Annotated in this window: 25 protein-coding genes and 1 tRNA gene; 16 read left to right on the top strand and 10 right to left on the bottom strand. The window is 64.2% G+C overall.

Translation table 11 applies throughout. The annotated features are described in order from the left end of the window. The first annotated feature begins 184 nt into the window (after window positions 1–184). The 4 genes from ribH (at window position 185) to ACQR1W_RS28370 (ending at window position 4,695) form a co-directional block, all read left to right on the top strand. Entirely contained in the window at window positions 185–676 is a 492-nt protein-coding gene (gene ribH / locus ACQR1W_RS28385) for a 6,7-dimethyl-8-ribityllumazine synthase (RefSeq protein ID WP_434853885.1), read from the top strand. Between the two features lie 3 nt (window positions 677–679). After that, window positions 680–1,174 carry a transcription antitermination factor NusB gene (gene nusB / locus ACQR1W_RS28380; protein ID WP_008969893.1) on the top strand — a complete coding sequence of 165 codons (495 nt, stop codon included), beginning with the start codon at window positions 680–682 and terminating at the stop codon, window positions 1,172–1,174. Between the two features lie 195 nt (window positions 1,175–1,369). After that, a complete protein-coding gene (gene thiL, locus ACQR1W_RS28375) occupies window positions 1,370–2,365 on the top strand; it encodes a thiamine-phosphate kinase (protein WP_434853884.1) in 996 nt (331 codons plus the stop codon). A gap of 209 nt (window positions 2,366–2,574) precedes the next feature. Beyond that, window positions 2,575–4,695 carry a sodium-translocating pyrophosphatase gene (locus ACQR1W_RS28370; protein ID WP_434853883.1) on the top strand — a complete coding sequence of 707 codons (2,121 nt, stop codon included), beginning with the start codon at window positions 2,575–2,577 and terminating at the stop codon, window positions 4,693–4,695. Window positions 4,696–4,854: 159 nt separating this feature from the next. On the opposite strand, the gene ACQR1W_RS28365 is transcribed toward ACQR1W_RS28370, so the two are convergent. Continuing rightward, window positions 4,855–5,316 (bottom strand): outer membrane protein assembly factor BamE, encoded by a 462-nt coding sequence (locus ACQR1W_RS28365; RefSeq protein ID WP_008969890.1) that lies wholly within the window; start codon window positions 5,314–5,316, stop codon window positions 4,855–4,857. Window positions 5,317–5,438: 122 nt separating this feature from the next. Between ACQR1W_RS28365 and ACQR1W_RS28360 the strand changes: the two genes are divergently transcribed. The 7 genes from ACQR1W_RS28360 (at window position 5,439) to ACQR1W_RS28330 (ending at window position 11,089) form a co-directional block, all read left to right on the top strand. Then, window positions 5,439–5,990, top strand: coding sequence for a ubiquinol-cytochrome C chaperone family protein (locus ACQR1W_RS28360; RefSeq protein ID WP_434853882.1), 552 nt, complete (start codon window positions 5,439–5,441; stop codon window positions 5,988–5,990). Continuing rightward, window positions 5,987–6,643, top strand: coding sequence for a YceD family protein (locus tag ACQR1W_RS28355; RefSeq protein ID WP_434853881.1), 657 nt, complete (start codon window positions 5,987–5,989; stop codon window positions 6,641–6,643). Before ACQR1W_RS28360 ends, ACQR1W_RS28355 begins: the two co-directional genes overlap by 4 nt. Window positions 6,644–6,923: 280 nt before the next feature. Further along, window positions 6,924–7,985, top strand: coding sequence for a phosphate acyltransferase PlsX (plsX, locus tag ACQR1W_RS28350; protein ID WP_434853880.1), 1,062 nt, complete (start codon window positions 6,924–6,926; stop codon window positions 7,983–7,985). Further along, on the top strand, window positions 7,982–8,956 hold the full coding sequence (locus ACQR1W_RS28345) for a beta-ketoacyl-ACP synthase III (RefSeq protein ID WP_008969886.1): 975 nt from the start codon (window positions 7,982–7,984) through the stop codon (window positions 8,954–8,956). The genes plsX and ACQR1W_RS28345 overlap by 4 nt, the downstream gene beginning before the upstream one ends. A 130-nt stretch (window positions 8,957–9,086) precedes the next feature. Then, the gene (locus ACQR1W_RS28340) at window positions 9,087–9,443 is read left to right on the top strand and encodes an integration host factor subunit alpha (protein WP_008969885.1); all 357 of its coding nucleotides are present in this window, start codon (window positions 9,087–9,089) and stop codon (window positions 9,441–9,443) included. A gap of 131 nt (window positions 9,444–9,574) precedes the next feature. Continuing rightward, window positions 9,575–10,147, top strand: a complete 573-nt coding sequence (locus tag ACQR1W_RS28335) for a MerR family transcriptional regulator (protein ID WP_008969884.1) — start codon at window positions 9,575–9,577, stop codon at window positions 10,145–10,147. 207 nt (window positions 10,148–10,354) lie between these two features. Next, on the top strand, window positions 10,355–11,089 hold the full coding sequence (locus ACQR1W_RS28330) for an outer membrane protein (RefSeq protein ID WP_434853879.1): 735 nt from the start codon (window positions 10,355–10,357) through the stop codon (window positions 11,087–11,089). 213 nt (window positions 11,090–11,302) lie between these two features. Here the strand turns inward: ACQR1W_RS28330 and ACQR1W_RS28325 are convergent. Then, window positions 11,303–11,380, bottom strand: a tRNA-Pro gene (locus ACQR1W_RS28325). A gap of 464 nt (window positions 11,381–11,844) precedes the next feature. On the opposite strand from ACQR1W_RS28325, the gene ACQR1W_RS28320 reads away from it, so the two are divergent. Then, the gene (locus ACQR1W_RS28320) at window positions 11,845–12,444 is read left to right on the top strand and encodes a hypothetical protein (RefSeq protein ID WP_434853878.1); all 600 of its coding nucleotides are present in this window, start codon (window positions 11,845–11,847) and stop codon (window positions 12,442–12,444) included. 159 nt (window positions 12,445–12,603) lie between these two features. On the opposite strand, the gene ACQR1W_RS28315 is transcribed toward ACQR1W_RS28320, so the two are convergent. After that, window positions 12,604–13,275, bottom strand: a complete 672-nt coding sequence (locus ACQR1W_RS28315) for a hypothetical protein (protein WP_434853877.1) — start codon at window positions 13,273–13,275, stop codon at window positions 12,604–12,606. Between the two features lie 767 nt (window positions 13,276–14,042). Between ACQR1W_RS28315 and ACQR1W_RS28310 the strand changes: the two genes are divergently transcribed. The 4 genes from ACQR1W_RS28310 (at window position 14,043) to ACQR1W_RS28295 (ending at window position 16,220) form a co-directional block, all read left to right on the top strand. Next, window positions 14,043–14,294 carry a hypothetical protein gene (locus ACQR1W_RS28310; RefSeq protein ID WP_434853876.1) on the top strand — a complete coding sequence of 84 codons (252 nt, stop codon included), beginning with the start codon at window positions 14,043–14,045 and terminating at the stop codon, window positions 14,292–14,294. 315 nt (window positions 14,295–14,609) lie between these two features. Next, a complete protein-coding gene (locus ACQR1W_RS28305; protein WP_434853875.1) occupies window positions 14,610–15,026 on the top strand; it encodes a hypothetical protein in 417 nt (138 codons plus the stop codon). A gap of 25 nt (window positions 15,027–15,051) precedes the next feature. Next, the gene (locus ACQR1W_RS28300) at window positions 15,052–15,258 is read left to right on the top strand and encodes a hypothetical protein (RefSeq protein WP_035981810.1); all 207 of its coding nucleotides are present in this window, start codon (window positions 15,052–15,054) and stop codon (window positions 15,256–15,258) included. A 92-nt stretch (window positions 15,259–15,350) separates the two neighbouring features. Then, entirely contained in the window at window positions 15,351–16,220 is an 870-nt protein-coding gene (locus ACQR1W_RS28295; RefSeq protein ID WP_434853874.1) for a class I SAM-dependent methyltransferase, read from the top strand. A 323-nt stretch (window positions 16,221–16,543) separates the two neighbouring features. Here ACQR1W_RS28295 and ACQR1W_RS28290 read toward each other — a convergent pair whose 3' ends face one another. The 7 genes from ACQR1W_RS28290 to ACQR1W_RS28260 form a co-directional block, all read right to left on the bottom strand. After that, window positions 16,544–16,798, bottom strand: coding sequence for a septal ring lytic transglycosylase RlpA family protein (locus tag ACQR1W_RS28290; RefSeq protein ID WP_434854037.1), 255 nt, complete (start codon window positions 16,796–16,798; stop codon window positions 16,544–16,546). A 155-nt stretch (window positions 16,799–16,953) separates the two neighbouring features. Further along, entirely contained in the window at window positions 16,954–18,513 is a 1,560-nt protein-coding gene (locus tag ACQR1W_RS28285; protein ID WP_434854036.1) for an oleate hydratase, read from the bottom strand. A gap of 118 nt (window positions 18,514–18,631) precedes the next feature. Next, window positions 18,632–20,107, bottom strand: coding sequence for an ABC transporter ATP-binding protein (locus ACQR1W_RS28280; RefSeq protein ID WP_434854035.1), 1,476 nt, complete (start codon window positions 20,105–20,107; stop codon window positions 18,632–18,634). Window positions 20,108–20,142: 35 nt separating this feature from the next. Next, window positions 20,143–20,826, bottom strand: a complete 684-nt coding sequence (biuH, locus tag ACQR1W_RS28275; protein ID WP_434853873.1) for a biuret amidohydrolase — start codon at window positions 20,824–20,826, stop codon at window positions 20,143–20,145. A gap of 19 nt (window positions 20,827–20,845) precedes the next feature. Further along, window positions 20,846–21,772, bottom strand: coding sequence for an ABC transporter permease (locus tag ACQR1W_RS28270; protein ID WP_434853872.1), 927 nt, complete (start codon window positions 21,770–21,772; stop codon window positions 20,846–20,848). Next, complete coding sequence (locus ACQR1W_RS28265) at window positions 21,772–22,881, bottom strand: ABC transporter permease (RefSeq protein ID WP_434853871.1); 1,110 nt, start codon at window positions 22,879–22,881, stop codon at window positions 21,772–21,774. Before ACQR1W_RS28265 ends, ACQR1W_RS28270 begins: the two co-directional genes overlap by 1 nt. Next, entirely contained in the window at window positions 22,878–23,987 is a 1,110-nt protein-coding gene (locus ACQR1W_RS28260) for a BMP family ABC transporter substrate-binding protein (RefSeq protein WP_434853870.1), read from the bottom strand. Before ACQR1W_RS28260 ends, ACQR1W_RS28265 begins: the two co-directional genes overlap by 4 nt. Window positions 23,988–24,354 lie beyond the last annotated feature (367 nt).

Genomic DNA, 24,354 nt, shown 5'->3' with positions numbered 1-24,354 from the left:
GTGCCGGGCATCCACGACTTGCTTTTCGCAGCACGAACGTTGTGGCAGGGCCCGTCCCGGCCATCACGGTGCAGCGCTGGTTTCGGGACTTGGCGAGCGAAGCCGCGACGACTACAAACGCCACCCACATTCGTTGACGATCAACAGTGATGTTGTACGTCGACGTCAAGAACGGATTGAACCGATGGCAGACGCGCGGCGCGCCCCATTGAAGGACCAGAACGACATTTCCGGCGCTCGTGCGCTGATCGTCGAGGCGCGATTCTATGACGACATTCAGGATGCGTTGCTCGAAGGCGCGCTCGCCGAGCTGAAGGCGGCCGGAGTGACGCATGACGTGATCACGGTTCCTGGCGCGCTGGAGATTCCGGCGGCGATCGCGATTGCGCTGGATGCAGCCGAGAGCCACGGCAAGCCCTATGATGCGGCGATTGCGCTCGGCTGCGTGATCCGCGGCGATACCATCCATTTCGAGATCGTTTCCAACGAATCCTCGCGCGCGCTGATGGATCTCGCGGTCGACAGACGGCTGCCGCTCGGCAATGGCATCCTCACCGTCAACACCGAGGCGCAGGCGTGGGCCCGGGCGCGCGCCTCCGAGCTCAACAAGGGCGGCGACGCGGCGCGCGCGGCGCTCGCGATGCTGCGCATCAAGCGCCGTCTTGCGAAGGGTTGATCGATGGCCGAGATCAGGAACAGGTCCAAAGCGCCCGACCGCAAGGCCAATCGCCGCGGCGCAGCCCGACTTGCCGCGGTGCAGGCGCTCTACCAGATGGATATCGCCGGCGCCGGGCTCAACGACATTTTCGCGGAATATGAGAGCCATTGGATCGGCAGCGAAGTCGAGGGCGAGCAATATCTGCCGGCGGAAGCGGCCTTCTTCCGTGACATCGTCTCCGGCGTGGTGCGCGATCAGAAGAAGATCGATCCGGTGCTCGACGAAGCGCTGTCGCGCGGCTGGCCGCTGAAGCGGATCGAGGCGATCCTGCGCGCGGTGCTGCGCGCCGGCGCCTATGAGCTCGAACATCGCAAGGACATTCCGGCCCGCGTCGTAGTCTCGGAATATGTCGACGTCGCCCACGCTTTCGTCGAGCGCGACGAGACCGGCATGGTCAATGCCGTGCTCGATCAGCTCGCGCGACAATATCGCAGCGACGAGTTGGATCAGAAGTAGTTCGATGTGTGCGGGCCGATCACAACAAACTCGGATTGGCTCCGGACCACAGCTCGGTCGGCATTACCGGTGTCATCACCCGCGAAGGCGGGTGATCCAGTATTCCAGAGGCGTTCGAGGGACACGGAGAGGCTGCGGCGCACTGGATCGCCCGGTCAAGCCGGGCGATGACAGCGTGGCGTCGGGACCAAGCCGATGACCAATGACACCCCCTCCGGCGAAGACTCCCTCATCGCGCGGTATTTCAAGCCGCTGGCGACCGATCCCGGCGCGTTCGGCCTCGTCGACGACGCTGCGATCATCAAGGCCGAGGGCTGTGACATCGTGGTCAAGACCGACGCCATCGTCGAAGGCGTCCACTATCTGCCCGATGATCCGCCTGAGGGAATCGCCAAGAAGGCGCTGCGAGTCAATCTCTCCGACCTTGCCGCGAAGGGCGCGACTCCGGCCGGCTTTGTGCTGACGCTGGCGCTGCGCAAGGCCGATGAGTCCTGGCTCAGCGCCTTTGCGCGCGGCCTCGGCGAGGATGCGGTGAGCTTCGGTTGCCCGCTGCTGGGCGGCGACACCGTGTCGACGCCCGGTCCGGTGATGATCTCGATCGCCGCCTGGGGGCGGGTGCCCGCGGGACGCATGGTGCATCGCTTTGGCGCGAACCCCGGTGACCGCATCATGGTCACCGGCACGATCGGCGATGCCGTGCTCGGGCTCGAAGTGCTCAAGGGCGGCCCGGCCGCCACAGCCCTGGCGGGCGATCCCGCTGCGCGCGAGCTGCTGATCGGCCGTTATCGCGTGCCCCAGCCCCGCAACGCCTTAGCGGCTTGCATCCGGGATTTCGCGACCGCGTCCATGGACGTGTCCGACGGCCTCGCCGGGGATCTCGCCAAGCTGTGTGCCGCCTCCAAGGTCAGCGCCGAAGTTGACGTGTCACGTATCCCGACATCGCCGGTCGCCGCGATGCTGCTGTCCCGCGGCGCCGCCGACATCGCGGCCATGATCTCCGGCGGCGACGACTATGAAATCCTGTGCACAGTTCCTGCTGTGAAGCGCGAGGCTTTCCTGGCCGAGGCCGGGCAGGCCGGCGTTGCGGTCGCGGAGATCGGAACCATCGCTGCGGGCGCTGGCCGTCCTCGCTTTCTGGACGGGCAGGGCGCCGAGATCAGTTTGACGCGCCTGTCCTTCAGCCACTTCTGAGACCCATTCGCGCCTGCACATGCCGACGAAAGGTTGACCGATTTTACAGCGGTTCAGCTCTCGCGGCGTTGCGCCATGATGGCGATTTTGGCAAGGTCGGGGCCGTTTGAGGAACCTCCCCGCAAGTGGGAGGCCTATATGGGGCGCGTGCGTCGCACAATCGTGACGTGCGTGGGTATGAGCTGAAAGCAGAAAGCCGAGGAAACTACATGTCAGCATTATGGGTGATCGTGCTCTGCGGAGCGCTCGCGGTCGTCTACGCGATCTGGGCCACATCGTCGGTCCTGAAGGCGGACGCCGGGAATGCGCGAATGCAGGAAATTGCGGCCGCGGTGCGCGAGGGCGCACAGGCCTATCTGCGCCGCCAGTACACGACGATTGCGTTCGTCGGCGTCGTGATCTTTCTGCTTCTGGCCTACTTCCTCGGCCCCCTGGTCGCGGTCGGCTTTGCGATCGGCGCGGTGCTCTCGGGCGTCGCCGGCTTCATCGGCATGAACGTCTCGGTCCGCGCCAACGTCCGCACCGCGCAGGCGGCAACGACCTCGCTCGCCGGCGGGCTCGAGCTTGCGTTCAAATCCGGTGCCATCACCGGGCTTCTGGTCGCCGGCCTCGCGCTGTTGGGCGTGACTCTTTACTTCCTGGTCCTGACCCAGTTCTTGAACCTCCCGCCCGACAGCCGGACGGTGGTCGATGCGCTGGTCGCGCTCGGCTTCGGCGCGTCGCTGATCTCGATCTTCGCCCGTCTCGGCGGCGGCATCTTCACCAAGGGCGCCGATGTCGGCGGCGACCTTGTCGGCAAGGTCGAGGCCGGCATCCCGGAGGACGATCCGCGCAACCCCGCCACCATCGCGGACAATGTCGGCGACAATGTCGGCGACTGCGCCGGCATGGCCGCCGACCTGTTCGAGACTTACGCCGTGACCGCGGTCGCCACCATGGTGCTGGCTGCGATCTTCTTCGCCAAGACGCCGCACCTCGCCAACATGATGACGCTGCCGCTGGCGATCGGCGGCATCTGCATCATCACCTCGATCGTCGGGACCTTCTTCGTCAAGCTCGGCCCGAGCCAGTCGATCATGGGCGCGCTGTACAAGGGCCTGATCGCGACCGGCGTGCTGTCGCTGGTCGGCGTGGCGCTTGTGATCTCCTGGCTGGTCGGTTTCGGCAAGATCGAGGGCGCCGAGTACACCGGCATGGCGCTGTTCGCCTGCGGCGTCGTCGGTCTTGTGGTCACCGGCCTGATCATCTGGATCACCGAATACTACACCGGCACCGACTTCCGCCCGGTGAAGTCGATTGCAGCGGCGTCCGTGACCGGTCACGGCACCAACGTGATCCAGGGCCTTGCGATCTCGATGGAGGCCACCGCGCTGCCCGCGATCGTGATCATTGCCGGCATCCTGGTCACCTATAGCCTCGCCGGCCTGTTCGGCATCGCGATCGCCACGGCTACGATGCTGTCGCTCGCCGGCATGATCGTGGCGCTCGACGCCTTCGGCCCGGTGACTGACAATGCCGGCGGCATTGCCGAGATGGCGGGATTGCCGAAGGATGTCCGCAAATCCACTGACGCGCTGGACGCGGTCGGCAACACCACCAAGGCGGTCACCAAGGGTTACGCGATCGGCTCGGCCGGCCTCGGCGCGCTGGTGCTGTTTGCAGCCTACAATCAGGACCTGCAGTTCTTCATCGCGGACTCCGCGCATCATCCCTATTTCGCAGGAATCAAACCGGACTTCTCGCTGAACAACCCTTACGTGGTGGTGGGCCTGCTGTTCGGCGGCCTCCTACCTTACCTGTTCGGCGCGATGGGCATGACGGCCGTGGGCCGTGCGGCGGGCGCGATCGTGGAAGAGGTGCGCCGGCAATTCCGCGAAAAGCCCGGCATCATGCAGGGCACCGACAAGCCGGATTACGGCAAGGCCGTGGACCTTCTGACCAGGGCCGCGATCAAGGAAATGATTATCCCCTCGCTGCTTCCGGTGCTGTCACCGATCGTCGTCTATTTCCTGATCTATGCGATCGCGGGTGGCGGTCCGGCCGGCAAGTCGGCGGCGTTCTCGGCCGTTGGCGCGATGCTGCTCGGCGTCATCGTCACCGGCCTGTTCGTGGCAATCTCGATGACCTCCGGCGGTGGCGCCTGGGACAACGCCAAGAAGTACATCGAGGACGGCCATTTTGGCGGCAAGGGGTCGGACGCCCATAAGTCGGCGGTGACCGGCGACACCGTCGGTGATCCCTACAAGGACACGGCGGGTCCTGCGGTGAACCCGATGATCAAGATCACCAATATCGTCGCGCTGCTGCTGCTCGCGATTCTGGCGCACTGAGGTTCAGCGCATACAAAACGACAAGCCCCGCGGCGTGAGCCGCGGGGTTTTTGTTTCCCACCCGTCATTCCGGGGCGCGCGTCAGCGAGAACCCCGAATCTCGAGATCCCGGATTCGAGGCCGCCGGCCTCGCTTCGGGATGACGGCGCTTACGCGCCGTCAGTTGAAGCTGAGAAGCTTGAACAGCGGCGTCAGGTAGCTGAGCTCCTGGCCCGAGGTCGGCGTGGTGCGGCTGATGAAGTCGAAGATCTTGCCGTCCTTCAGTCCGTAATTGGCCAGCCGGCGAACCTGGCGGTTCTTGTCGAAATAGACCGCGATCACCCGCTGGTCGACCACCTTCTGGTTCATGAAGGCGACCGGGCGCTCGGCCCGCTGGGAGATGTAATAGAACACCTCGCCATCCAGCGTGGCCACCGTCGATGGCGTGCCCATCACGATCAGCACCTGGTCCTGGCTCGCGCCGATCGGGATCTGCTCCAGCGCTCCCGGCGGCAGGATATAGCCCTTCTGGAACTGCTCGCCGGTGCAGGCGCCGAGTGCGAGGCAGGTCAGCGCGATGGCGCCGGCCGTGCGCAGACGGGTGCTCAGGCCGCGGGAGAGCGTGCGGGCAGTCATTCGCATTGTCTGGGTCATCTTGTTCAAGAACGGATCCCGTCCCCTTGCGTCGGGACCGGCGTTGACGTACCGGGCGAGCCGGTGGATTGCAACAGATCTGCGCAACCGGGCGAGACACGGAACCGTCGATGCTTTGGCCGTTCAACCATGTCAGGAAACCCCGGCTGTCCCCGCGGGCGACCATTGAGCCGATCTATGGCATGATCGTGGCACAGACCCGAGACCCCTTGTTTTATAGACACTTGGATGTGCCGGATACGGTCGACGGCCGGTTTGATCTGCTGATTCTGCACCTCTGGCTGGTGCTGCGGCGGCTGCGCACCGCTGCAGATGGAACGGCGCTGTCGCAGGTCCTTTTCGACCATTTCTGCGACGATATGGACGCCAATCTGCGCGAAATGGGCGTCGGCGACCTCGCCGTGCCCCGCCGCATGCGGGCCTTCGGCGAAGCGTTTTACGGTCGGACCGCAGCCTACGATCTGGCCTGGCAGGATGGCGAGGCGCAACTGGCGGACGCCTTGCAGAAGAATATCTTGAACGGGAAGCAACCCGACAGCGCACTCCGCCTTGCGTCCTATGCGAGCAGGGCGGCGGCAAGCCTGGCAGCAGTTGACGATACGACGCTGTTGCGGGCCGCCTGGGCCTTTCCCGCACCGCTTGAGCAGGATTCAATGAGATGAGCCGGAGAGACAAAGAGGCGTCCCGTGACGCGATTCGCGATCCCGTTGCCAATCCATGGCGCGCGCCGCCGGTGATCGTGGCGCAGATTCCGGAAGCTGGGCTGCATCGGGAGATCGAGGCCGACCAGGCGACGCGCGAGGGCATCGCCGGGATCGCCGATCTGCCCGAGGTGATCTCAGCGCATGCCTCCTTCGATGTCACGCTCAAGCGCGACGGCAAGGTTCATGTCGAAGGCCGGGTCCAGGCGCGAGTCGGCCAGATCTGCGTGGTTACGCTCGATCCGATCGAGAGCGAGATCGACGAACCGATCGACCAGATGTTCGCGCCGCCGGAGCAGATCCCCGAGCTGTCGGATATGTCCGAGGATGATGGCGAAGGTGACGCTGACGTGCCCGATCCGCCGGAGCCGATCGTGAACGGCCAGATCGACCTCGCGCGTCTCGCGACCGACGCCCTGTTCCTCGGCATCGACCCCTATCCGCGTAAGCCGGGCGCCGTGTTCGAGCAGGCCGTTGCTGCAGATGATCCGCAGGATCATCCGTTCGCGGCACTGAAGTCGCTCAAACCCGGCAACGGGCAGGGCGGGACCGGTCCGCAGGGATCCGAGGCGCGGTCCGAAGGGACGTCGAAGGGGAAATTGGAGGGCGATTGACATCGTTTTGCGCACAAGGTGTTTGTGCGGATGCTTTGCCAAGGAATCTCGTGAAGCAGTCATAACGTGTTGAACGCATTTGCGGAATCGCCATGGCTGCCGGCCGCCGACCGCGTGAGGGCGGAAAATCGTCTGCGGTCAAGAGGTTGTTTCGGCATCGGGAGACGCTATTGTCCGCCCGGGCCGGGTGACAATCTTCTGCCCGGATGGGTGCGGGCCTCTCCACTGCCGCGGCGTTCATTCACGAGGCTCGTTTAAGAGATCAGGTTTCCGGGACGTCATGCCGCAAAAGGTTCGAATCGCGCTGGACGCCATGGGCGGGGACGTCGGCGCGGCCGTCGTGATTCCCGGTGCAGCGGCCTCGCTGGCCCGTCATCCCGACAGCCAGTTCCTGCTGTTCGGCGACAGCGCAAAAATCGCCGCTGAACTCGACCGCCAGCCGGCGCTGAAGGCCGCCTCACGCGTCATCCACACCGACGTCTCTGTCAGCAATGATGCCAAGCCGAGCCAGGCGCTGCGGCGCGGCCGCAAGACCTCCTCGATGTGGCTGGCGATCGAGGCCGTGAAGAAGGGCGAGGCGGATGTTGCGGTCTCGGCCGGCAACACCGGCGCGCTGGTCGCCATGGCGCGGTTCTGCCTGCGCACGCTGGCCGGCATCGACCGGCCGGCGCTGGCGGCGATCTGGCCGACCATGCGCGGCGAATCCGTGGTGCTCGATCTCGGCGCCACCATCGGCGGCGACGCACAGCATCTGGTGGCGCTTGCGGTCATGGGCGCTGCGATGGCGAGCGTGCTGTTCAACAAGCCGCGGCCGAGCGTGGGACTCCTCAATATCGGGGTCGAGGAGATGAAGGGGCACGAGGAGATTCGCGAGGCGGCGGAAATGCTGCGCGCGATGAACCTGTCGCAGCTCGATTATATCGGCTTTGTCGAGGGCGACGGCATCGGCAAGGGCGCGGCAGACGTGGTCGTCACCGAAGGCTTCAGCGGCAACATCGCGCTGAAAGCTGCGGAGGGAACCGCGCGCCAGATCACGCAATATCTGCGCACTGAGATCGCGCGCACCTGGCGCGCGCAAATCGGTTATTTGCTCGCGCGCAACGCGTTCCGCGCGCTGCGCGACCGCCTGGACCCCAGCAGATCGAACGGCAGCGTGCTGCTCGGGCTGAACGGCATCGTGGTCAAGAGCCATGGCGGAACCGATGCCGAGGGCTTTGCCTCAGCAGTCAATGTTGGCTATGAGATGGCCCGCTACGATCTCCTGACCAAGATCAATCAAACACTCAATCGCGACGGCGGTGCGTTGGCCTCCGTACCGACCGACCAGGAGCCTGTCTCGTGATCAAACGTTCGGTGGTGCTCGGCTGTGGTTCTTACCTGCCGCAGCGGCTGGTGACCAATGCCGAACTGGCAAACCGCATCGACACCTCGGACGAGTGGATTGTTCAGCGTACCGGAATTCGCCAGCGCCATATCGCCGCCGATGGCGAGTTCACCTCGCATCTGGCGATCAATGCTGCGCGTGCCGCGCTCCGCTCAGCCGACATCGATCCGCAGTCGATCGAGTTGATCGTGCTGGCGACATCGACGCCCGACAACACGTTTCCGGCCACTGCGGTTGCAGTTCAGAACGGGCTCGGCATCACCCATGGCGCGGCGTTCGATCTGCAGGCGGTCTGTTCCGGCTTCGTCTTCGCGCTCGCCACCGCCGATAACTTCCTGCGCACCGGCGCGTATAAGCGGGCGCTGGTGATCGGAGCCGAGACCTTCTCGCGCATTCTCGACTGGAACGACCGCGGCACCTGTGTGCTGTTCGGCGACGGCGCCGGTGCGCTGGTGTTGGAAGCGCAGGATCTGCCGGGAACGTCGGCCGACCGCGGCGTGCTGACCACGCATCTGCGCTCCGACGGCCGCCACAAGTCGAAGCTCTATGTCGATGGCGGCCCGTCCTCGACGCAGACCGTTGGACATCTGCGCATGGAAGGGCGGGAGGTATTCAAGCATGCCGTCGGCATGATCACCGACGTGATCGTCGATGCGTTCAATGCCACCAGCCTCACCGCCGAGGACATCAACTGGTTCGTGCCGCATCAGGCCAACAAGCGAATCATCGATGCTTCCGCGCACAAGCTGCACATCGCACCCGAGAAGGTGGTGCTGACGGTTGACCGGCACGGCAATACCTCGGCGGCCTCGATTCCGCTCGCGCTCGACGTTGCGGTGAAGGACGGCCGCATCAAGAAAGGCGACCTGGTGTTGCTGGAAGCGATGGGCGGGGGCTTCACCTGGGGCTCGGCGCTGGTGCGCTGGTAGCCGGATTGGCCCGCTAAACCCGTCGAATGTACCGCTTTTTAGCTGCGGCGAGCTTTACGCCGCTGTTGACCATTGCCCCTTAACCTCTTAATTTCGTGGCAAAATTATTCGCCGAGACTTGGGGCGGGCGATGTCGGGCACCGGAAAAACAGTTACACGCGTTGATCTCTGCGAGGCCGTCTACCAGAAGGTGGGCCTATCGCGCACGGAATCGTCGGCCTTCGTCGAGCTGGTGCTGAAGGAGATCACTGATTGCCTGGAGCGGGGCGAGACAGTGAAACTGTCCTCGTTCGGCTCCTTTATGGTGCGCAAGAAGGGGCAGCGCATCGGACGCAACCCGAAGACCGGAACCGAGGTTCCGATCTCGCCGCGCCGGGTCATGGTGTTCAAGCCGTCAGCGATCCTCAAGCAGCGCATCAACGGCCATGCCGGCGGCAAGATGAACGGCGAGCTTCAGCCGGAGCAGGTCAGCGCCGAGCCCGAATAGCGCCGCATGCGGGTTGTACCGCATGACATGGACTCATCACTTGGGCTGAACGCCGAGTCCGAATCGCCCGAATCTGAGTCATAGTCGAGTAAGCATATCTCTTGTCAGCACGGTCGAAGGGGAACGGGCATTTGGACAAGGCGCCGGATGCTTTTCGAACGATCAGCGAGGTCGCGCAGGAGCTCGACATCCCGCAGCACGTGCTGCGGTTTTGGGAGACCCGGTTCGCCCAGATCAAGCCGATGAAGCGGAGCGGGGGCCGGCGCTATTACCGGCCCGACGATGTCGACCTGCTCAAGGGCATCCGCCGGTTGCTCTACGGCGAGGGCTATACCATCCGCGGCGTGCAGCGGATCCTCAAGGAGCACGGCATCAAATCGGTCCAGGGGCTTGCCGATGCCTCCGCTGCGGTCTCGTTCGGCGCGATCGAGGAGACCCTCGGCCAGGCGCTGATGGAGACCGACCATCCCGAGGAGGAGCCGGAGGACGAAACCGCCGAGGATGAGGACCAGGAAGCCTCCGAGGACGAGGGCATCGACTTCCGCTTCGTCGAGGCTGACGACGACATTCTCGACACCTTCCGGATCGGCGCACCCCCGGCCCGGGCCGGCATGAAGGCGGAGGACCGCGAGCGGCTCGAAGGCGTGCTCAAGGAATTGCTCGACTGCCGCCAGCTGCTCGAACGCGCGCTGAAGGACGGCTAGGCCGAGCTCGGTCCAGCCATCCTCAGCTGCGCCCCGCGATCAAGGCGATACCGCCACATCGATGAGGCGACGGGCCACCTTTCCGCCTCCAAGCCGCTACGCCGCGAACAACAACCTCAACGCGCATGTTGCGGGCCCGATACAGAAATTGCGGCGACCGAATGCTACTTATTTTGCACAGTGTTTCTGTGTGGGATGAATTTAGTTATGCGTCGCTTCCTCTCTGCCGCCATGCTGGCGGCACTCTCCACAACCTCGTCCGCCTTCGCCGCCGACCTTGCAGTGAAGGCGCCACGGATGGCCCCGCCGGTCGAGACCTTCTCCTGGACCGGTTGTTATGTCGGCGGTCATATCGGCGCCGCGATCAGCCAGGACCGCACCACCAACGTCTTCGGGCAGGTCAATAACTTCAGCTCGACCGGCTTCGTGGGTGGCGGCCAGGTCGGCTGCGACTATCAATTCGCGCCCAACTGGGTCATTGGCGCCGAGGGGCGCGCCGCCTGGTCGAGCCTCAAGAGCACTCACGCCTCTTCGGTGACGAATCTGGGTACCGGCCTGATGGTGCCGGCGCAGTTCAGCCTCGGCAACGACTTCCTGGCGTCGGCGACGGCGCGACTCGGCTACAGCTTTGCGCCGGCCTGGCTGATCTACGGACGGGGCGGTGCGGCCTGGACCCGCGAAAAGGTCACCGACGCGTTCACGATCCCCGGAGGCCCGGCGGTCGCGCCGACCGCGAGCAGCACGCGCACCGGTTGGACCGTCGGTGGTGGCGCCGAGTGGATCTTCGCGCCGCATTGGTCGACGAACCTGGAATACAACTATTACGATTTCGGCAGTCACACGACGACCTTGGTCGACGCCGCCAGAAACGTGACCGTCTCCGGCATGAATCTGCGGGACCAGATCCACACCGTCACGGTCGGGGTGAACTATCGCTTCTGAACACTCAAGCGGGCGGCTTGTCGGTCACCGTTGGTAACGGTGGTCTGGCAGGAACCAGACTGTGCAGCGGGCTTCGGCTCGCTGCTACGCGAGGAGGTCTGATCTGGGCCATCGGCGAGCGATACGCCCAGAGCAGAGCTTTGGACAAATCTCGTCCAAGGACGGACGCCGCTACGGCGAACCCTGTCCTGGGCATTGATTTTATTAAGAAAATGGTCGGAGCGGCGGGATTCGAACCCACGACCCCTAGTCCCCCAGACTAGTGCGCTAACCGGGCTGCGCCACGCTCCGATGCCGTTCCTCTAACCCTGATCCGGGCGCGGCGCAAGACGCGGCACAAGGCGCGACACAAGAGCTGGGCTTGCGCGTTCCACGGGGCAGCAAGCAAAGCCCGCTGCGGGACAGGCTCCCGGCCACCTTCGTCCAAGCTGGCCCGCCCGACAACTTTCCCTGGACCGGCTGATCGGCAAAGCAATCGTGGTCGGCTCGTTCTTAGGTCCGTCTCCGGAATCCTGGCGGGGGGAAATGACCCGGCCGTCATGCCTGCTTGCGGACTCGCGTAAGCCGGTTTTTCCGAAGCGGCGACATGTCCCGCGGTACACCGGACCAAAGGGCAATTGAGCCCGGCCAGCCTTGCTATTGAATGCGGAGTAGCGGCCGGAGCGATAGCTGCGCCGACCGTGCGGGAGAATGATCGCGCCGGCCCGGCTTCGATCTGAACGTCGTTGCTGGCGAAAACGACGGAGGAAAATCCCATGAAACAGATCAGTCTGGGAAGAGCGACCGTTGCAACGTCTGCTTTCGCAGCCGCAATGCTGTTGTCATTCAACTGGTCCGAACCGGGTGGCGTCTCGCTGTCGGTCGATCACGCGCAGGCGCGCATCGGTCGACCGTTGACGCCGCTGAGCGGTGCTGGCGTGGCACGGCGCAATTATCGGCGTTCCGTCTACGGCACCGGCGTGGTCGGCGCAGGGCTCGGCGCCGCGGCGATCGGTACCGCTGCCGCGGTTGGCGCCGCGACGTCGCCCTATTGGGGCGGGGACCCGTACTACAGAGGCCAAGGCTATTACGCGGGTGGTCCTTACGACCGGCAGACGGCATGGGATGGCACTTATTATCATGAGGAGCCCGGGAGCGAGCCGTACCACCATGACAACGTGTGGGGCGCGCGGGCTGCCTATGTCGCTCCGGTGGCCGCAACCGCGACAAATTGGGCGCTGATGCCGGCATATCACGCTCATGGTCCCTGGTACGGGTATGGCGGATGGGACGCTTACAAGGCGCGCAACGGGATTGTCTGTGATCCCGGTACGACGGTCAAAGCCGCCGATGGCCTGACGTATCTCTGTCAGTAGATGTAGAGCAGGCGAAAGAGGTGATCAGCCGGTCACCTCTTTCCGGCCTCTCCGCCCCGGAGGAATTTTGCCAGCGCGCTCGTCATCGGCCGTCACAGACTCGACATGTGACTGGTAGCACGACCTCTTGTTCGCGGCTTCAGCCCCTTCGCGGATCGTTCACGACGGAGGCGAAGTGGCTTCCTTTTCCTGTTCCCGCAAGATCGATATGCTCACCAGAAACACCCAGAGCGGGAACACCAGCAGACTCCAGTCGAAATAATAGCTTCCGACGATGAGCACGAATGCGATGACGTATCCACCGATCGCCAGCCAGCGCGGCGTCAAATGCGTATAGAGCGCGATCGTCGATGTCGTGATCATGAACACCGAGGCCGTTTTCACCAGATAGATATTGATCATCGCATATGCCAGCCCGCGTCCGAGATGAAAGGCGGCAGAGCGTTCCAGGGCTTCGGGAGCCGCGCGAAATGCAGTGATGATTGCGCCGAACACCGCGGCCGCGGCAAACAGCATGGCCAGCAGCAGAAAAGCACTTCCCAGGAAGACTGTCGCAAAGAACCGGTCCTCGCGCGATCCAAGGCGGTCGCGAAGTACGCCCACAAACCAGAGGAAGGCGATCCCGGCGAACGGCACGAGGTTCATGGCGGGCGTCACATATGTCAATCCGCCTTGAAGCCAGGCTCCCGGCTCGAAGGGGTCACCGGGTATCGAGAGCCGCAGCAGCCCAAATACCAGGAATAGCAACACCGAAAACAAGATGCCGGCGACGGCCGCAGCGCGCGGCGTTCGCAAATGGGCGTGGGTGAGGCCGACCTTGTTGTCATCCATTGCCTGTCTCCGGACCCATCTGACCGCTGCTGGGAGCGCAATGGGAGTGCACGTGTCGTGCAATCCCGGAGCCTTGATCTATGTCAACGGGATTGCCGACGCGCGCCAGCATGGCTTCTCCGCGGCCGTAGCGCCGGCCCTCCGCGACGCGATTGGCTTTGCACATTCGCCCGCGAATGCGGCGGAGCACGGCCCCTCATTTCAATCCGGACAGCTTAATTAGCTCGGGCCGGAAATCGTGCGTACTCCATCCGCAGTTTGTTCGAGCCATATCGTCGTCGTTTCAGATCATATGATGCGCGAAGTTTTTATCCAAATGGCGGTGCGCGAGATTGTCAGTCAATTAGATCAGAAAACTAATAAGTAATCAGAATCTCTGATGAAGTTGCATCATTTTGTTGATGCGCGTTCCGATATTAGTTTGTCGCTCGGAAGTTCCGTACTGCGCGTTAACCTATGCATGACGGCTGCCATATTTTCGCCATCTCGAATTTCTTAAAGCCCGAATAGCGGATTTATTCCGCGGGCTAAGCCGCAGACGTCTGATCGTCTTTTTCGAACGGCTCCATTTCTGATCGCGTGTCGCGATAGTTTCCCTCAACAGCACGAAGGATATTCGTATGCGTAAGCTCGTAGCTGCCACGGCAATGCTTTGCGTATTTGCATCAGGCGCTGAAGCGAGAACTCATCATCGGCATTCTCATCATAGGCACTATGCGTCTGGACATGGTTACTCGGGCCGCCCTGCCGCGTGGTGCGGCTGGTACATGCGTAGTCAAGTCGGCAGCGATCCGGGGCCGCAGTACAACCTCGCCATTTCCTGGGCGCGCTATGGCGTCAATGCAGGCGGTCCCTCGGTCGGAGCGATCGTGGTGTGGCGCCACCACGTCGGACAGATCGTCGGCCAGGAGAACGGGCAATGGATCGTGCGCAGCGGAAATGACGGCCATGCTGTCCGCACCCGTGCCAGATCCCTCGCCGGTGCCGTCGCTTTCCGGCGCGCCTACGCGATGATGTAGTGCGGGGTTCTGCAGGGGCATTTGGGCTCTGAGCTGAACTGGGCTCGGTGTGTCTGGACAGGACGGCCGTGACAAGCGCCCCTTGCCGCAGCACTGCTGCACGACGAACAACAATGGGCTCGTGTTCCTTCGATGCCAATATTTGCTGAAGCCAACAAAAGGGGCGAATGTTGGCGTCGGAACACGAGCGTCGAGCCGGGAGATCATGATCCGCTGCGAGAGTGTGGCGGTCATCTCTCTCGGAAAACAGGTTGATAGTTCGATTGCGTCTGATGCGAAGAACGGCTTCAGCTACGGTTTGCTTGACCGGCGCTGATGACCTTCCAGTCGCAACCGTTGCGCTCTCAAGCGCTTCGTCTCTTCATCGAGCGCGGCGATCTCGTCGTCGATCCGGTCAGCCTTGTCCTTCCGCGCGTCCGATTCACGGATTTTGTTGAGCGCCTTCTCGACGGACAATTTGGTTGTCTTAGCCATGTCGACCTCTCCCGCTGGTCACGGCCACGATCGATTGTCCGGCGCATTTGCGTCCTCGTCTGCGGCCTCAGCTTGATCCAGATCAAGGCAAGTTGGATGCTTGACGAGACGGCCGGCAAGGCAATTGATCGCGATCAAGACAAACAACGAAGACGCCGAAGCGGTTACCTCGCGTCCGCGCGCGCCGATTTGCCCCCGAGGACGATGGCGCGAAGTTCCAAAATTGAGGATGGTTTCCGTCTGGGGATGCGGGCCTAACGACGGGACTCCAGTGCGAGGGGGTATGACCAAATTGGAGGACATCATCGACCAGCTGAGCACGCGCGCGGACGATTGCGACCTCCTGGCGCTGCTCGCAGCGACCGACCACGCGCGACGGTATAACGCCGAACTGGCGCGCGAACTGCGTGACGTGGTCTTGGCGCTCAGGCGTGAACTGGGTCAGCGTCAGACCCCGATTCTCCGGCCGGAATTTCAGGTCGGGTCGTAAGCCCAACGCCCGCTCCCCATCTTTTCAAACCCGCTTCCGCCTGATACGGCGACTATCGTACTTTTCTGCACGTTTCAGCACCGATGGCAGCCATGGATAGTGCCCCCGACACCTCGTTCGGCCATTTCGAGAATGCAGATCAGATCGCGTTCTGGAATGGCGCGGGCGGGCAGCGCTGGGTCGAGCGGCAGGCGGCGCTGGACCACATGCTGGCGCCGGTCCAGGAGATGCTGATCGCGCGTGCTGAGATCCAGCCAGGCGAGCGCGTGCTCGACATTGGCTGCGGCTGCGGCGCGACCATGATCGCGGCGGCCGAAAAGGTCGGCGGAGGCGGGCAGGTTGTCGGGGTCGACGTATCGGCGCCGATGCTGGTGCGGGCCAATGATCTCGCGCCCGCCGAGGCGCCCGTCACCTTCGTGCAGGGCGACGCGATGGTGCATCACTTCAACGCGGCCAGCGCCGACCTCGTGACGTCACGTCTCGGTGTGATGTATTTCGCCGATCCCGTCCGCAGCTTTCTCAACATTCGCACCGCGCTGCGCTCCGAAGGCCGGATCGCCTTCGCCTGCTGGGGCGAACTGCGCGACAATCCGTGGGCGCTGGAGCCGCTGCAGGCGGCTTACGAGCATGTGCCGAAGCTGCCGGGTCTGCGGCCACATGCGCCTGACGATTTCGCCTTTGCCGAGCGCGACTGGGTCGAACATGTGCTGACCGAAGCGGGCCTGCGCCGTGTCAGGTTCGAGCGCTGCGATCTCTCGCTCGACATCGGTGGGGACGGCGGGCTCGACGGGGCTGCGGCCACGGCGCTTGCGATCGGCCCGGCAAGCCGCGCCGTCGCCGGCCAGGCGGATGCGGTCGCGGTGGTAACGGGGGCGGTCCGATCGGCGCTGGCGCGCTACGCCAAGGGCGGGGCGGTGACGGTGCCGGCCGCTTTCTGGATTGTGACCGCGGTCGATCCGTAAAAGTCGCCGACCAGCCGGAACCAGCAGGCCTCCGACGCTGTTGGCGTGGGGCGCATGGGAATGTGGGCTCGCTGTACGGGGGCCGTTGAACCTTTTCGCTTTCCGCGCGCACCAACTGGGAGTTCGGTTCTTATTGAGCCGGTTTCCCAGGAAATTTCAGGTCGGCATCGGGGTTGAACCCGATGCCGGGGCTATTGTCAGGAGGCGCGTTATGGTCCTCAAAGCTTTGAAGATTTCGTTATCCGTCGTGGCCGCGGCAACCTCGGTGATCTCGCTGTTTGCCGTGAGCTGGGTCGGCTTGGCGCTGCTGGGCTACTGAGCCTTCATTGGAGCGAGACCCGCACAACGCCGGCATTCATCATACCAAGCGCGCGTGCGGCGCTGATCGAGAGATCAATCACCCGCCCGCGCACGAACGGTCCGCGGTCATTGACGCGGCACTGGATCGAGCGACCACTATGCGACACTGTGACCACGCTGCCCATCGGGCGTGTCCGATGGGCACAGGTCATCTCGCCGTGATGACCGCGACCGCCATAGTATGATGCAAGGCCTGACTCGGCTTGCGCAGAACCCATTGCGCCGAGCAGGCCAGCCGCAACCAGAGTGACTCTCCTCAAGGAAACCTCCAGAGTTGCTGCCCCGCGCTAGAGGTCACAGCAACTCTGGCGTCATCTTGACTGTTCCAAGTCCTAAATGTGGTCGGATCACGGCGCAATCGCGGCCGCAGAAATTACGCGAAGGCTTTCTCCACGGTGTCGAGCAGCACGCGGAAGGATTTGTCGTGGCGCGTGATCGGCGGAATCGCGCGCATGATATCGAGCAACTGATAGACCGCCATCTGCGCCGCGCGCACTGAATATTCCACCGTGAATACGACATCGTCCGGGATCTCGACGAACTGGCTGACGAAGGCGAGGTTCTTGGAGTTCGCCGGTACCGGCAGCGGACGGTCGCTTTTTTCGCGCGGCATGAACATGCTGGTGATGTAGGGCAGGCGGCAGGGCACGCAGGTGGCGTTCTCGAACACCGACATGTCGAAGTTCAAATGCCCGCACAGTTCTTTCAGGATGTCGGCGCCGCCGCAATCGGCCATCGCTTTGGGGACGAAATTGCCGATGCGGTCGGGATGCAGCGCATAGCCCCAGAACACCTGGACATCCCCAGGCTGATCTAGGAAGTGCGGCTGGTGATAGAGCACGATCGACATCAGCCAGTTGGACTCAGTGAAGGTGATGAGCCCGCCGGTGCCGGCCTCGTTGCCGCTGAAGGCCTGCATGGCATCGAAGAAGCGGGGATTCCGGCAGGTGACGGTGAAAGATTCCCAGCAGGATTCCGGGATCGATGCGTTGAACGAAGCAGGATTGCCGAACTCCGGCCGGCCGGCTGCGATCGTCTCCCACAGTGTCCAGCCCTGGCTGTCCTGCTTGGTCAGCCGCGGTGGCGGAGCATCATGGGTGCCGAGGCTCGTCGCATCCGTCATCGAGCCGTTCTGGAAGAATACGAGGTCGCGATCGCCGAGGTCGACCGTGCTGATCTTGTCGGCCTCCTTGAGCGTCAGCTGTTTCACGCAGTGCTTGCCGGCATCGGTGACGATCGCGACGTCGGTCACGTCGACGCCGCCGACCAGCTTGACGCCATGGTCCTCCAGCCATGTTGTCAACGGCTTCACGATCGCATCGTACTGATTGAACACGGTGCGCTTGACGCCGGCCAAGGTCTCGATGCGCGGAAACTCGTTCATGAAGCGGTGCAGATAGCGCTTGAACTCGACCGCGCTGTGCCAGGGCTGGAAGGCGAAGGTCGTCTGCCACATGTACCAGAAATTCGTGGTGAAGAACGGCGGCGACAGCCAGTCGGTGATGCGGGACTTGCCGAGCTTGTCCTCCGAAGCCTCGGTGAGCCGTACGAGCTCGAGCCGGTCCTGCATGGTGAAGCCCATGGTGGAGACGTCGACCTTGTGGCGGTTCTTGTCGACCAGGCGCGCCTGCGAATGCGCGACATGGACTTTGTTGAACGCGATCGTCTCGTCGCGGATCGTCTTGCTCGGATCGCTGGCGCCGGGAATGGTCGAGAGCAGATCCCAGGTGCATTCGTAATGGTCCGTGGTCAGCATGCGGCCGCCGCGCAGCGAGTAGGAGCCGTCAGGAAGCGCCGCACCGTCGAGGCTGCCGCCGAACGGCAGATGCTTCTCGAAGATCGTGATGTCGCGCCCGTCGATGCCGCCGTCGCGGATCAGGAATGCCGCGCCAGCGAGTGCGCCGATGCCGCTGCCGATGAAATAGGCCTTCATATCGTTCACCCGGTCTTATCAAGCTGGCACCGGGGTAACAGCGGACGGGAACGCGACAACTGATCCAGGTCAATCACGCCCGCGTCACACGCGCACGTGATTCGCGCGAGACGGCCGCTCAATGTCCCGCCATGTGCCGGCCGATCTCGGTCAGATCGGCATCGCTGGCGCGGGTCTCGTAGACCAGCCGGCCGTGGAACATCACGACGAGGCGGTCGGACAGTTCGAGCAGTTCGTCGAGATCCTCGCTGACGAGCAGCACGGCCGCGCCGCGGTTGCGTGCGGCCATGATCTCGGCGTGGATCTGCGCGACCGCCGCGAAGTCAAGGCCGAAGCAGGGATTGGCGGCGATCAGCACCTCGACGTCATGGCCGAGCTCGCGCGCCAGCACGGCGCGCTGCACATTGCCGCCGGACAGCGCCGCGATCGGCGTCTCCGGCGTGCGGGTCTTGATCTTGTAGCGCGCGATCTTCTCGCGGGCGTTGGCGCGAAACGCCGTGCGGCTGAGCCACCAGCTGCTGCGCGCAAACGGTGCGCGGTCGAACTCGCGCAGCGCAATGTTGTCCGCCACGCTCATGCCGCCGACACAGGCATTCTTCAGGGGCTCTTCCGGCAACAGCGACATCTTGTGCCGGCGCATCTCCTCGCGCTGCGCGTGATAGGCCTCGCCGGAGACGCGGATCGCGCCGCTGTCGGCCTCGCGCTGGCCGGCCAGCACCTCGACCAGCTGGCGCTGGCCGTTGCCGGAGACGCCGGCGATGCCGACGATCTCGCCGGCGCGCACCGCAAGCGACAGGTCACTGACGGCGATCTCGCCGGCATCGTCGCGCGCGCAGATGCTGTCGAGCTCAAGCCTGATGGTGCCGGCCTCGCCGGTGCGCGCCGGCTGCACGGTGAGCTGCTCGGCGCCGATCATCATCCGCGCCATGTCGTCGGGCGTGAGCTCGCTGACGGGCCCGCGGCCGGCCAGCTTGCCGCGGCGGAGGATCGTGACCTCATCCGCGAAAGCCATCACCTCGCGGAATTTGTGGGTGATCATCAGGATGGTGAGATCGCCGGCCTGAACCATGGCCTTGAGCATGCCGAGCACCTCGTCGGCTTCGCCGGGGGTGAGCACCGAGGTCGGCTCGTCCAGGATCAGGAAACGGCGCTTCAGATACAGCTGCTTGAGGATCTCGCATTTCTGCCGCTCGCCGGCGGAGATGTCAGCGACCTTGGCGTTCAACGGCACCTGGAACGGCATCTTCGACAGGAAGAACGCGAGCTCATCGCGCTCCTTGGTCCAGTCGACCACCGCAGGCACGTGATCGCGCGCGAGCACCAGGTTCTCGGCGACGGTCATCGCGGGCACCAGGGTGAAATGCTGATAGACCATGCCGAGCCCGAGCGCATGCGCGTCCTTCGGGTTGTGAACCGCGCGCTCGCGGCCGCCGATCAGCACCGCGCCTTCGGTCGGGTGGTAATAGCCCATGATGCATTTGACGAGCGTCGACTTGCCGGCGCCGTTCTCGCCGAGCAAGGCGTGGAACGAGCCGGGCCTCACCTTCAATTCGACATTGTCGAGCGCGGTGAAGTCGCCGAAGCGCATCGTCATCGCGACGGCCTCGACGCCGATCGGCGGATCGGCTCTCACGACAGCGCCTCGATCAGCGCGGTCGAGGTCGCGACCGCGCCGAACACGCCGCCCTGCATCTTGATCATCTTCAGCGCGTGATCATGGTTGCTCTTGTCGGTGGCGCCGCAGCAGTCCGACAGCAGCACGCATTCGAAGCCGCGGTCGTTGGCTTCGCGCATGGTGGTGTGGACGCAGACATCGGTGGTGATGCCGGTCAGGACGATATTGTCGATGCCGCGCAGGCGCAGGATCAGCTCGAGATCGGTGGCGCAGAACGAGCCCTTGCCGGGCTTGTCGATGATCACCTCGCCGGATAGCGGCGCGAGGTCCGGGATGATCTCCCAGCCCGGCTCGCCGCGCACCAGGATGCGGCCGCAGGGGCCGGGATCGCCGATGCCGGCGCCGATCTGCCGCGAGCGCCAGCGCTTGTTGGCGGGGAGATCGGAAAGGTCAGGGCGGTGGCCTTCGCGAGTATGGATGATATGGAAGCCCTGTGCGCGCATCACCGTGAGCAGCGTCTTGATCGGCTCGATCGGCGCACGCGTCAGCGACAGGTCATAGCCCATCTTGTCGACATAGCCGCCGACACCGCAGAAATCGGTCTGCATGTCGATCACGATCAGTGCGGTATTGTCGGGGCGCAGCTCGCCATTGTAGGGCCAAGCATAGGGTTCGGAGCGGATGGTGCGCGTGGCCATGGGCGTCCTCTTCGGGTCGTCAGCGGGTGATCGACAGTTCGGCCGGCGCGCCGCTCAAGGTGCGCTTCGGTGAGCAGGTGATGATCATGATCAGCAAAGTCAGGATGTAGGGCGCGGCGTTGAACAGGTGATAGCCGGAGGTGACGCCGACCGATTGCAGCGCGGGCCCGAGTGCTGCGGCGCCGCCGAAGGCCAGCGACGCCCAAAGGCACAGCAGGGGATCCCAGCGTGCGAAGATCACCAGCGCAACCGCGGTGATGCCTTGCCCCGACGACAGGCCCTCATTCCAGCTGCCGGGATAGAACAGCGACAGGAACGAGCCGCCGATGCCGGCGAGGAAGCCGCCGGCCATGGTGGCGCGCAGGCGGATCAAGAGCACCGAATGGCCCATCGCGCGCGCCGCATCCGCGCTCTCGCCGGCGGTGCGGATCAGGAGGCCCCAGCGCGTGGTGCGGAAGGCCCAGAACAGGAGCGGCGCCAGCGCGACGCCGATCAGGAACAGCACGTTGATGCGCAGTGCCGCGCGCAGCTGCGGGATGTCGCTCCACCAGCCGAAATCGATCGCCGGCAGCCGTGCCGCCGTGGGCTCGATCAGCGGCTTGCCGAGATAGAAGGCGAGCCCGGTGCCGAACAGCATCAGCGCAATACCGACCGCGATGTCGTTGACCCGAGGCAGCGAGCAGATGCCGGCGTGCAGCGCGCCGAACAGCGCGCCGGTGAGGCCGGCGGCGAGCACGCCCAGCCATGGCGAACCCGAGAGATAGGAGATGCCGTAGGCGCTCATCGCGCCCATCACGAGCGTGCCTTCGAGACCGAGATTGATGCGGCCCGAGCGCTCGGTGATGCATTCGCCGAGGCTCACAAAGAGAAAGGGTGTGGAGACGCGGATGGCGCCGCCGAGCACCGCGAGCGGAACGGTCCAGAGGCCGATCGAGCCGTCTGCCATCAGGATTTTCCTTTCAGGAAACCGATGCGGCCGTAGAGCGCATCGCTCGCCAGCACGAACACGAAGATGATGCCCTGCAGCACCAGCACCGACGCGTCGGGCAGGCCGAGGCGGCGCTGCAGCAGCCCGCCGGAGGCGCCGATGCCGCCGAGCAAGATGGCCACCGGAATGATCGCGAGCGGATTCTGCCGGGCCAGGAACGCCACCAGGATGCCGGTGAAGCCGTAGCCGACCGCGAGGTTGGCGTTGGTGCGCCCCTGCACCGCTGCGACCTCGACCATGCCGGCGAGCCCGGCGCAGCTGCCGGCGAGAAAGCAGATGGTCAGGATCAGTTGGCCCACGGAGAGGCCGACGATCTTGGCGGCGCGGATGTTGCCGCCGGCGACGCGCGCGGCGAAACCGAAGGTCGTGTGATAGATCAGCACGTAGGCGGCAAGCGCAGCGACCAGCCCGAACACAAGGCCCCAATGCACGTCGGTGCCGGGAATGGAGCCGATCATGTTGGCGGCGCCGATCTCGCGCGTCGAGGGCTTGTTGAGGCTGGCGGGATCGCGCATCGCGCCTTCGACGAGGTGGTTGAGGACGGCAAGCGCGATGTAGACCAGCAGCAGGCTGGAGATGGTTTCATTGACCCCGCGATAATGGCGCAAGCCGCCGGCCAGCATGATCCAGAGCCCGCCGCCGGCCATGCCGGCAACGACCATCGCGACCTGCACGACCAGCGGCGGCATGCTCTGCAGCGCCAGCGCCGCCGAGGTCGCGGCCAGCGCGCCGATCAGAAGCGCGCCTTCGCCGCCGATGATCACCATGCCGAGCTGCGCCGGAAGCGCGGTGCACAGCGCGGTGAGGATGAGAGGGGCGGCGCGCGTCAGCGTGTTCTGCCAGGAGAACCAGGTGCCGAACGCGCCGTAATACATGTACCAATAGAGATCGAGCGGGCTCTTGCCGAACAGCGCGACGAAGCCGCCGAAGGCGATGAGCGCGGCGGCCAGCGCCGCGCCCGGAATGAGGACATATTCGATCGATGCGCCGTAGCGCTGCAGAAAGCCGGGATCGGCGGCCGGCGCGACGACGGCCGCGTCCAACGGATCGGCCGTCTCCGAGGTCATGAGGTGGCTCCGAGCACGCCCTCGACCAGATAGTCCATCTTCTCGAGCTCGGGATCCTTCTGGCCGCGATCGATGCCGGCAGCGATCACGGTATTGCCCTTGTTGTCCTTGATCGGGCCTTTGAAGATCGTGTAGCCGTCGGCCATGAACTTGGCCTTGATCTCGTCGGCGTGCTTCTTCGCCTCGTCCGAGACCGCTTCGCCGTAAGGCGAGACCTTGACGATCTCTTCCTTCAGCCCGCCGCGATAGAAGTTCGGAATGCTCTCGCCGGCGGCCAGCATCTTGACGAATTTTGGATAGAGCGCCTCCCAATTCCATTCGGCGCCGGTGAGATAGGCCTTGGGCGCCAAGGGCGACTGGTTGACGTGATAGCCGCAGACGAAGGCGCCGCGGCGCGCCGCGTTCTCGACCATCGTCTTGGGCCCGTCGACATGGCAGGTCAGAACGTCGACGCCCTGATCGATCAGGCTGTTGGTCGCCTCGGCCTCCTTGACCGGCATCGACCAGTCGCCGGTGAAGATCACCTGGGTGGTGGCCTTCGGGTTGGCGAGGCGCGCGCCGAGCGTGAAGGCGTTGATGTTGCGCAAGACCTGTGGGATCGGCTTGGCCGCGACGAAGCCGAGCTTGCCGCTCTTGGTGGTGTAGCCCGCGACGATGCCGGAGATGTATTGCGCCTCGTCGATATAGCCGAAATAGGAGCCGGCGTTTTTCGGGTCCTTGTCGGTCCAGAGGCCGCCGCAGTGCTCGAAGTGCAGCTTCGGGTACTTGTTGGCCATCTTGATCATGTGCGGATTGTAGTAGCCGAACGAGGTCGGGAAGAGCAGGGTGGCGCCGTCGAGATTGATCATGGACTCGATGGTCTTCTCCACCGCGTCCGTCTCCGGCACCTTCTCTTCCTCGATCACCTTCAGTCCGGGCAGCTTCTTCAGCGCCGCCGCGCCTTGCGCATGCGCCTGGTTGTAGCCGTAGTCGTCGCGCGAGCCGACATAGATGAAGCCGATCGTCGTCTCCGCCGCGAAGGCCGGCTTTGAGCCTGCGGCTGCGCTCAACCCGAGCGCCGCGCCACCCTGCAACAGATGCCGCCGTGAAATCCCGCCAAAGTCCATGGTGTGCTCCCCTCGCGGACCGCGCGTCCGCTGCTGTCTCGGCTTCACCGCGTCAAGCGGAGCCTCGTGAAGAGCTTTCGCAAGCTTCGTGCCAGCGCCGCTTTACTGAGCACAAATTTGTAAGCCATTGAAAAGATGGCGTTGTTCAAGTGGAGAAAGTCAGTGCTCGTCTGCGAGCGGCAGATCGAAAGACTAAAAAATCACCAATGAATGATCATTGTATGCAAGATGGTGCGGAGGCGAGCGGCTGTTGCGCTCACCAGTCAGGCCAGCGTGATGAGCCCTGCGAAACCGCCCGGGCGGCGTGCAGCGGGGGCAGGGCGGTCTTGGGAACGGCAGGCAATTCAACGATTTGTTCGGGGGGCAC

It is taken from the genome of Bradyrhizobium sp. HKCCYLS1011, assembly GCF_051167795.1.
Taxonomy (GTDB): Bacteria; Pseudomonadota; Alphaproteobacteria; order Rhizobiales; family Xanthobacteraceae; genus Bradyrhizobium.
The sequence above is the reverse complement of the archived record's forward strand: the minus strand, read 5'-3'. Positions and strand labels throughout refer to the sequence as shown.

Bases quoted from the DNA above. Each gene is read 5' to 3' on its own strand.
- ribH (WP_434853885.1), top strand. From the start codon at position 185: ATGGCAGACGCGCGGCGCGCCCCATTGAAGGACCAGAACGACATTTCC.
- ACQR1W_RS28300 (WP_035981810.1), top strand. From the start codon at position 15,052: ATGACCAAATTGGAGGACATCATCGACCAGCTGAGCACGCGCGCGGAC.
- ACQR1W_RS28320 (WP_434853878.1), top strand. From the start codon at position 11,845: ATGAAACAGATCAGTCTGGGAAGAGCGACCGTTGCAACGTCTGCTTTC.
- biuH (WP_434853873.1), bottom strand. From the start codon at position 20,826: ATGGCCACGCGCACCATCCGCTCCGAACCCTATGCTTGGCCCTACAAT.
- thiL (WP_434853884.1), top strand. From the start codon at position 1,370: ATGACCAATGACACCCCCTCCGGCGAAGACTCCCTCATCGCGCGGTAT.
- plsX (WP_434853880.1), top strand. From the start codon at position 6,924: ATGCCGCAAAAGGTTCGAATCGCGCTGGACGCCATGGGCGGGGACGTC.
- ACQR1W_RS28355 (WP_434853881.1), top strand. From the start codon at position 5,987: ATGAGCCGGAGAGACAAAGAGGCGTCCCGTGACGCGATTCGCGATCCC.
- ACQR1W_RS28315 (WP_434853877.1), bottom strand. From the start codon at position 13,275: ATGGATGACAACAAGGTCGGCCTCACCCACGCCCATTTGCGAACGCCG.
- ACQR1W_RS28280 (WP_434854035.1), bottom strand. From the start codon at position 20,107: ATGACGATGCGCTTCGGCGACTTCACCGCGCTCGACAATGTCGAATTG.
- ACQR1W_RS28340 (WP_008969885.1), top strand. From the start codon at position 9,087: ATGTCGGGCACCGGAAAAACAGTTACACGCGTTGATCTCTGCGAGGCC.
- ACQR1W_RS28310 (WP_434853876.1), top strand. From the start codon at position 14,043: ATGCGTAGTCAAGTCGGCAGCGATCCGGGGCCGCAGTACAACCTCGCC.
- ACQR1W_RS28265 (WP_434853871.1), bottom strand. From the start codon at position 22,881: ATGACCTCGGAGACGGCCGATCCGTTGGACGCGGCCGTCGTCGCGCCG.
- ACQR1W_RS28370 (WP_434853883.1), top strand. From the start codon at position 2,575: ATGTCAGCATTATGGGTGATCGTGCTCTGCGGAGCGCTCGCGGTCGTC.
- ACQR1W_RS28360 (WP_434853882.1), top strand. From the start codon at position 5,439: ATGCTTTGGCCGTTCAACCATGTCAGGAAACCCCGGCTGTCCCCGCGG.
- ACQR1W_RS28365 (WP_008969890.1), bottom strand. From the start codon at position 5,316: ATGCGAATGACTGCCCGCACGCTCTCCCGCGGCCTGAGCACCCGTCTG.
- ACQR1W_RS28285 (WP_434854036.1), bottom strand. From the start codon at position 18,513: ATGAAGGCCTATTTCATCGGCAGCGGCATCGGCGCACTCGCTGGCGCG.
- ACQR1W_RS28330 (WP_434853879.1), top strand. From the start codon at position 10,355: ATGCGTCGCTTCCTCTCTGCCGCCATGCTGGCGGCACTCTCCACAACC.
- ACQR1W_RS28260 (WP_434853870.1), bottom strand. From the start codon at position 23,987: ATGGACTTTGGCGGGATTTCACGGCGGCATCTGTTGCAGGGTGGCGCG.
- nusB (WP_008969893.1), top strand. From the start codon at position 680: ATGGCCGAGATCAGGAACAGGTCCAAAGCGCCCGACCGCAAGGCCAAT.
- ACQR1W_RS28290 (WP_434854037.1), bottom strand. From the start codon at position 16,798: ATGGGTTCTGCGCAAGCCGAGTCAGGCCTTGCATCATACTATGGCGGT.
- ACQR1W_RS28305 (WP_434853875.1), top strand. From the start codon at position 14,610: ATGACCTTCCAGTCGCAACCGTTGCGCTCTCAAGCGCTTCGTCTCTTC.
- ACQR1W_RS28270 (WP_434853872.1), bottom strand. From the start codon at position 21,772: ATGGCAGACGGCTCGATCGGCCTCTGGACCGTTCCGCTCGCGGTGCTC.
- ACQR1W_RS28295 (WP_434853874.1), top strand. From the start codon at position 15,351: ATGGATAGTGCCCCCGACACCTCGTTCGGCCATTTCGAGAATGCAGAT.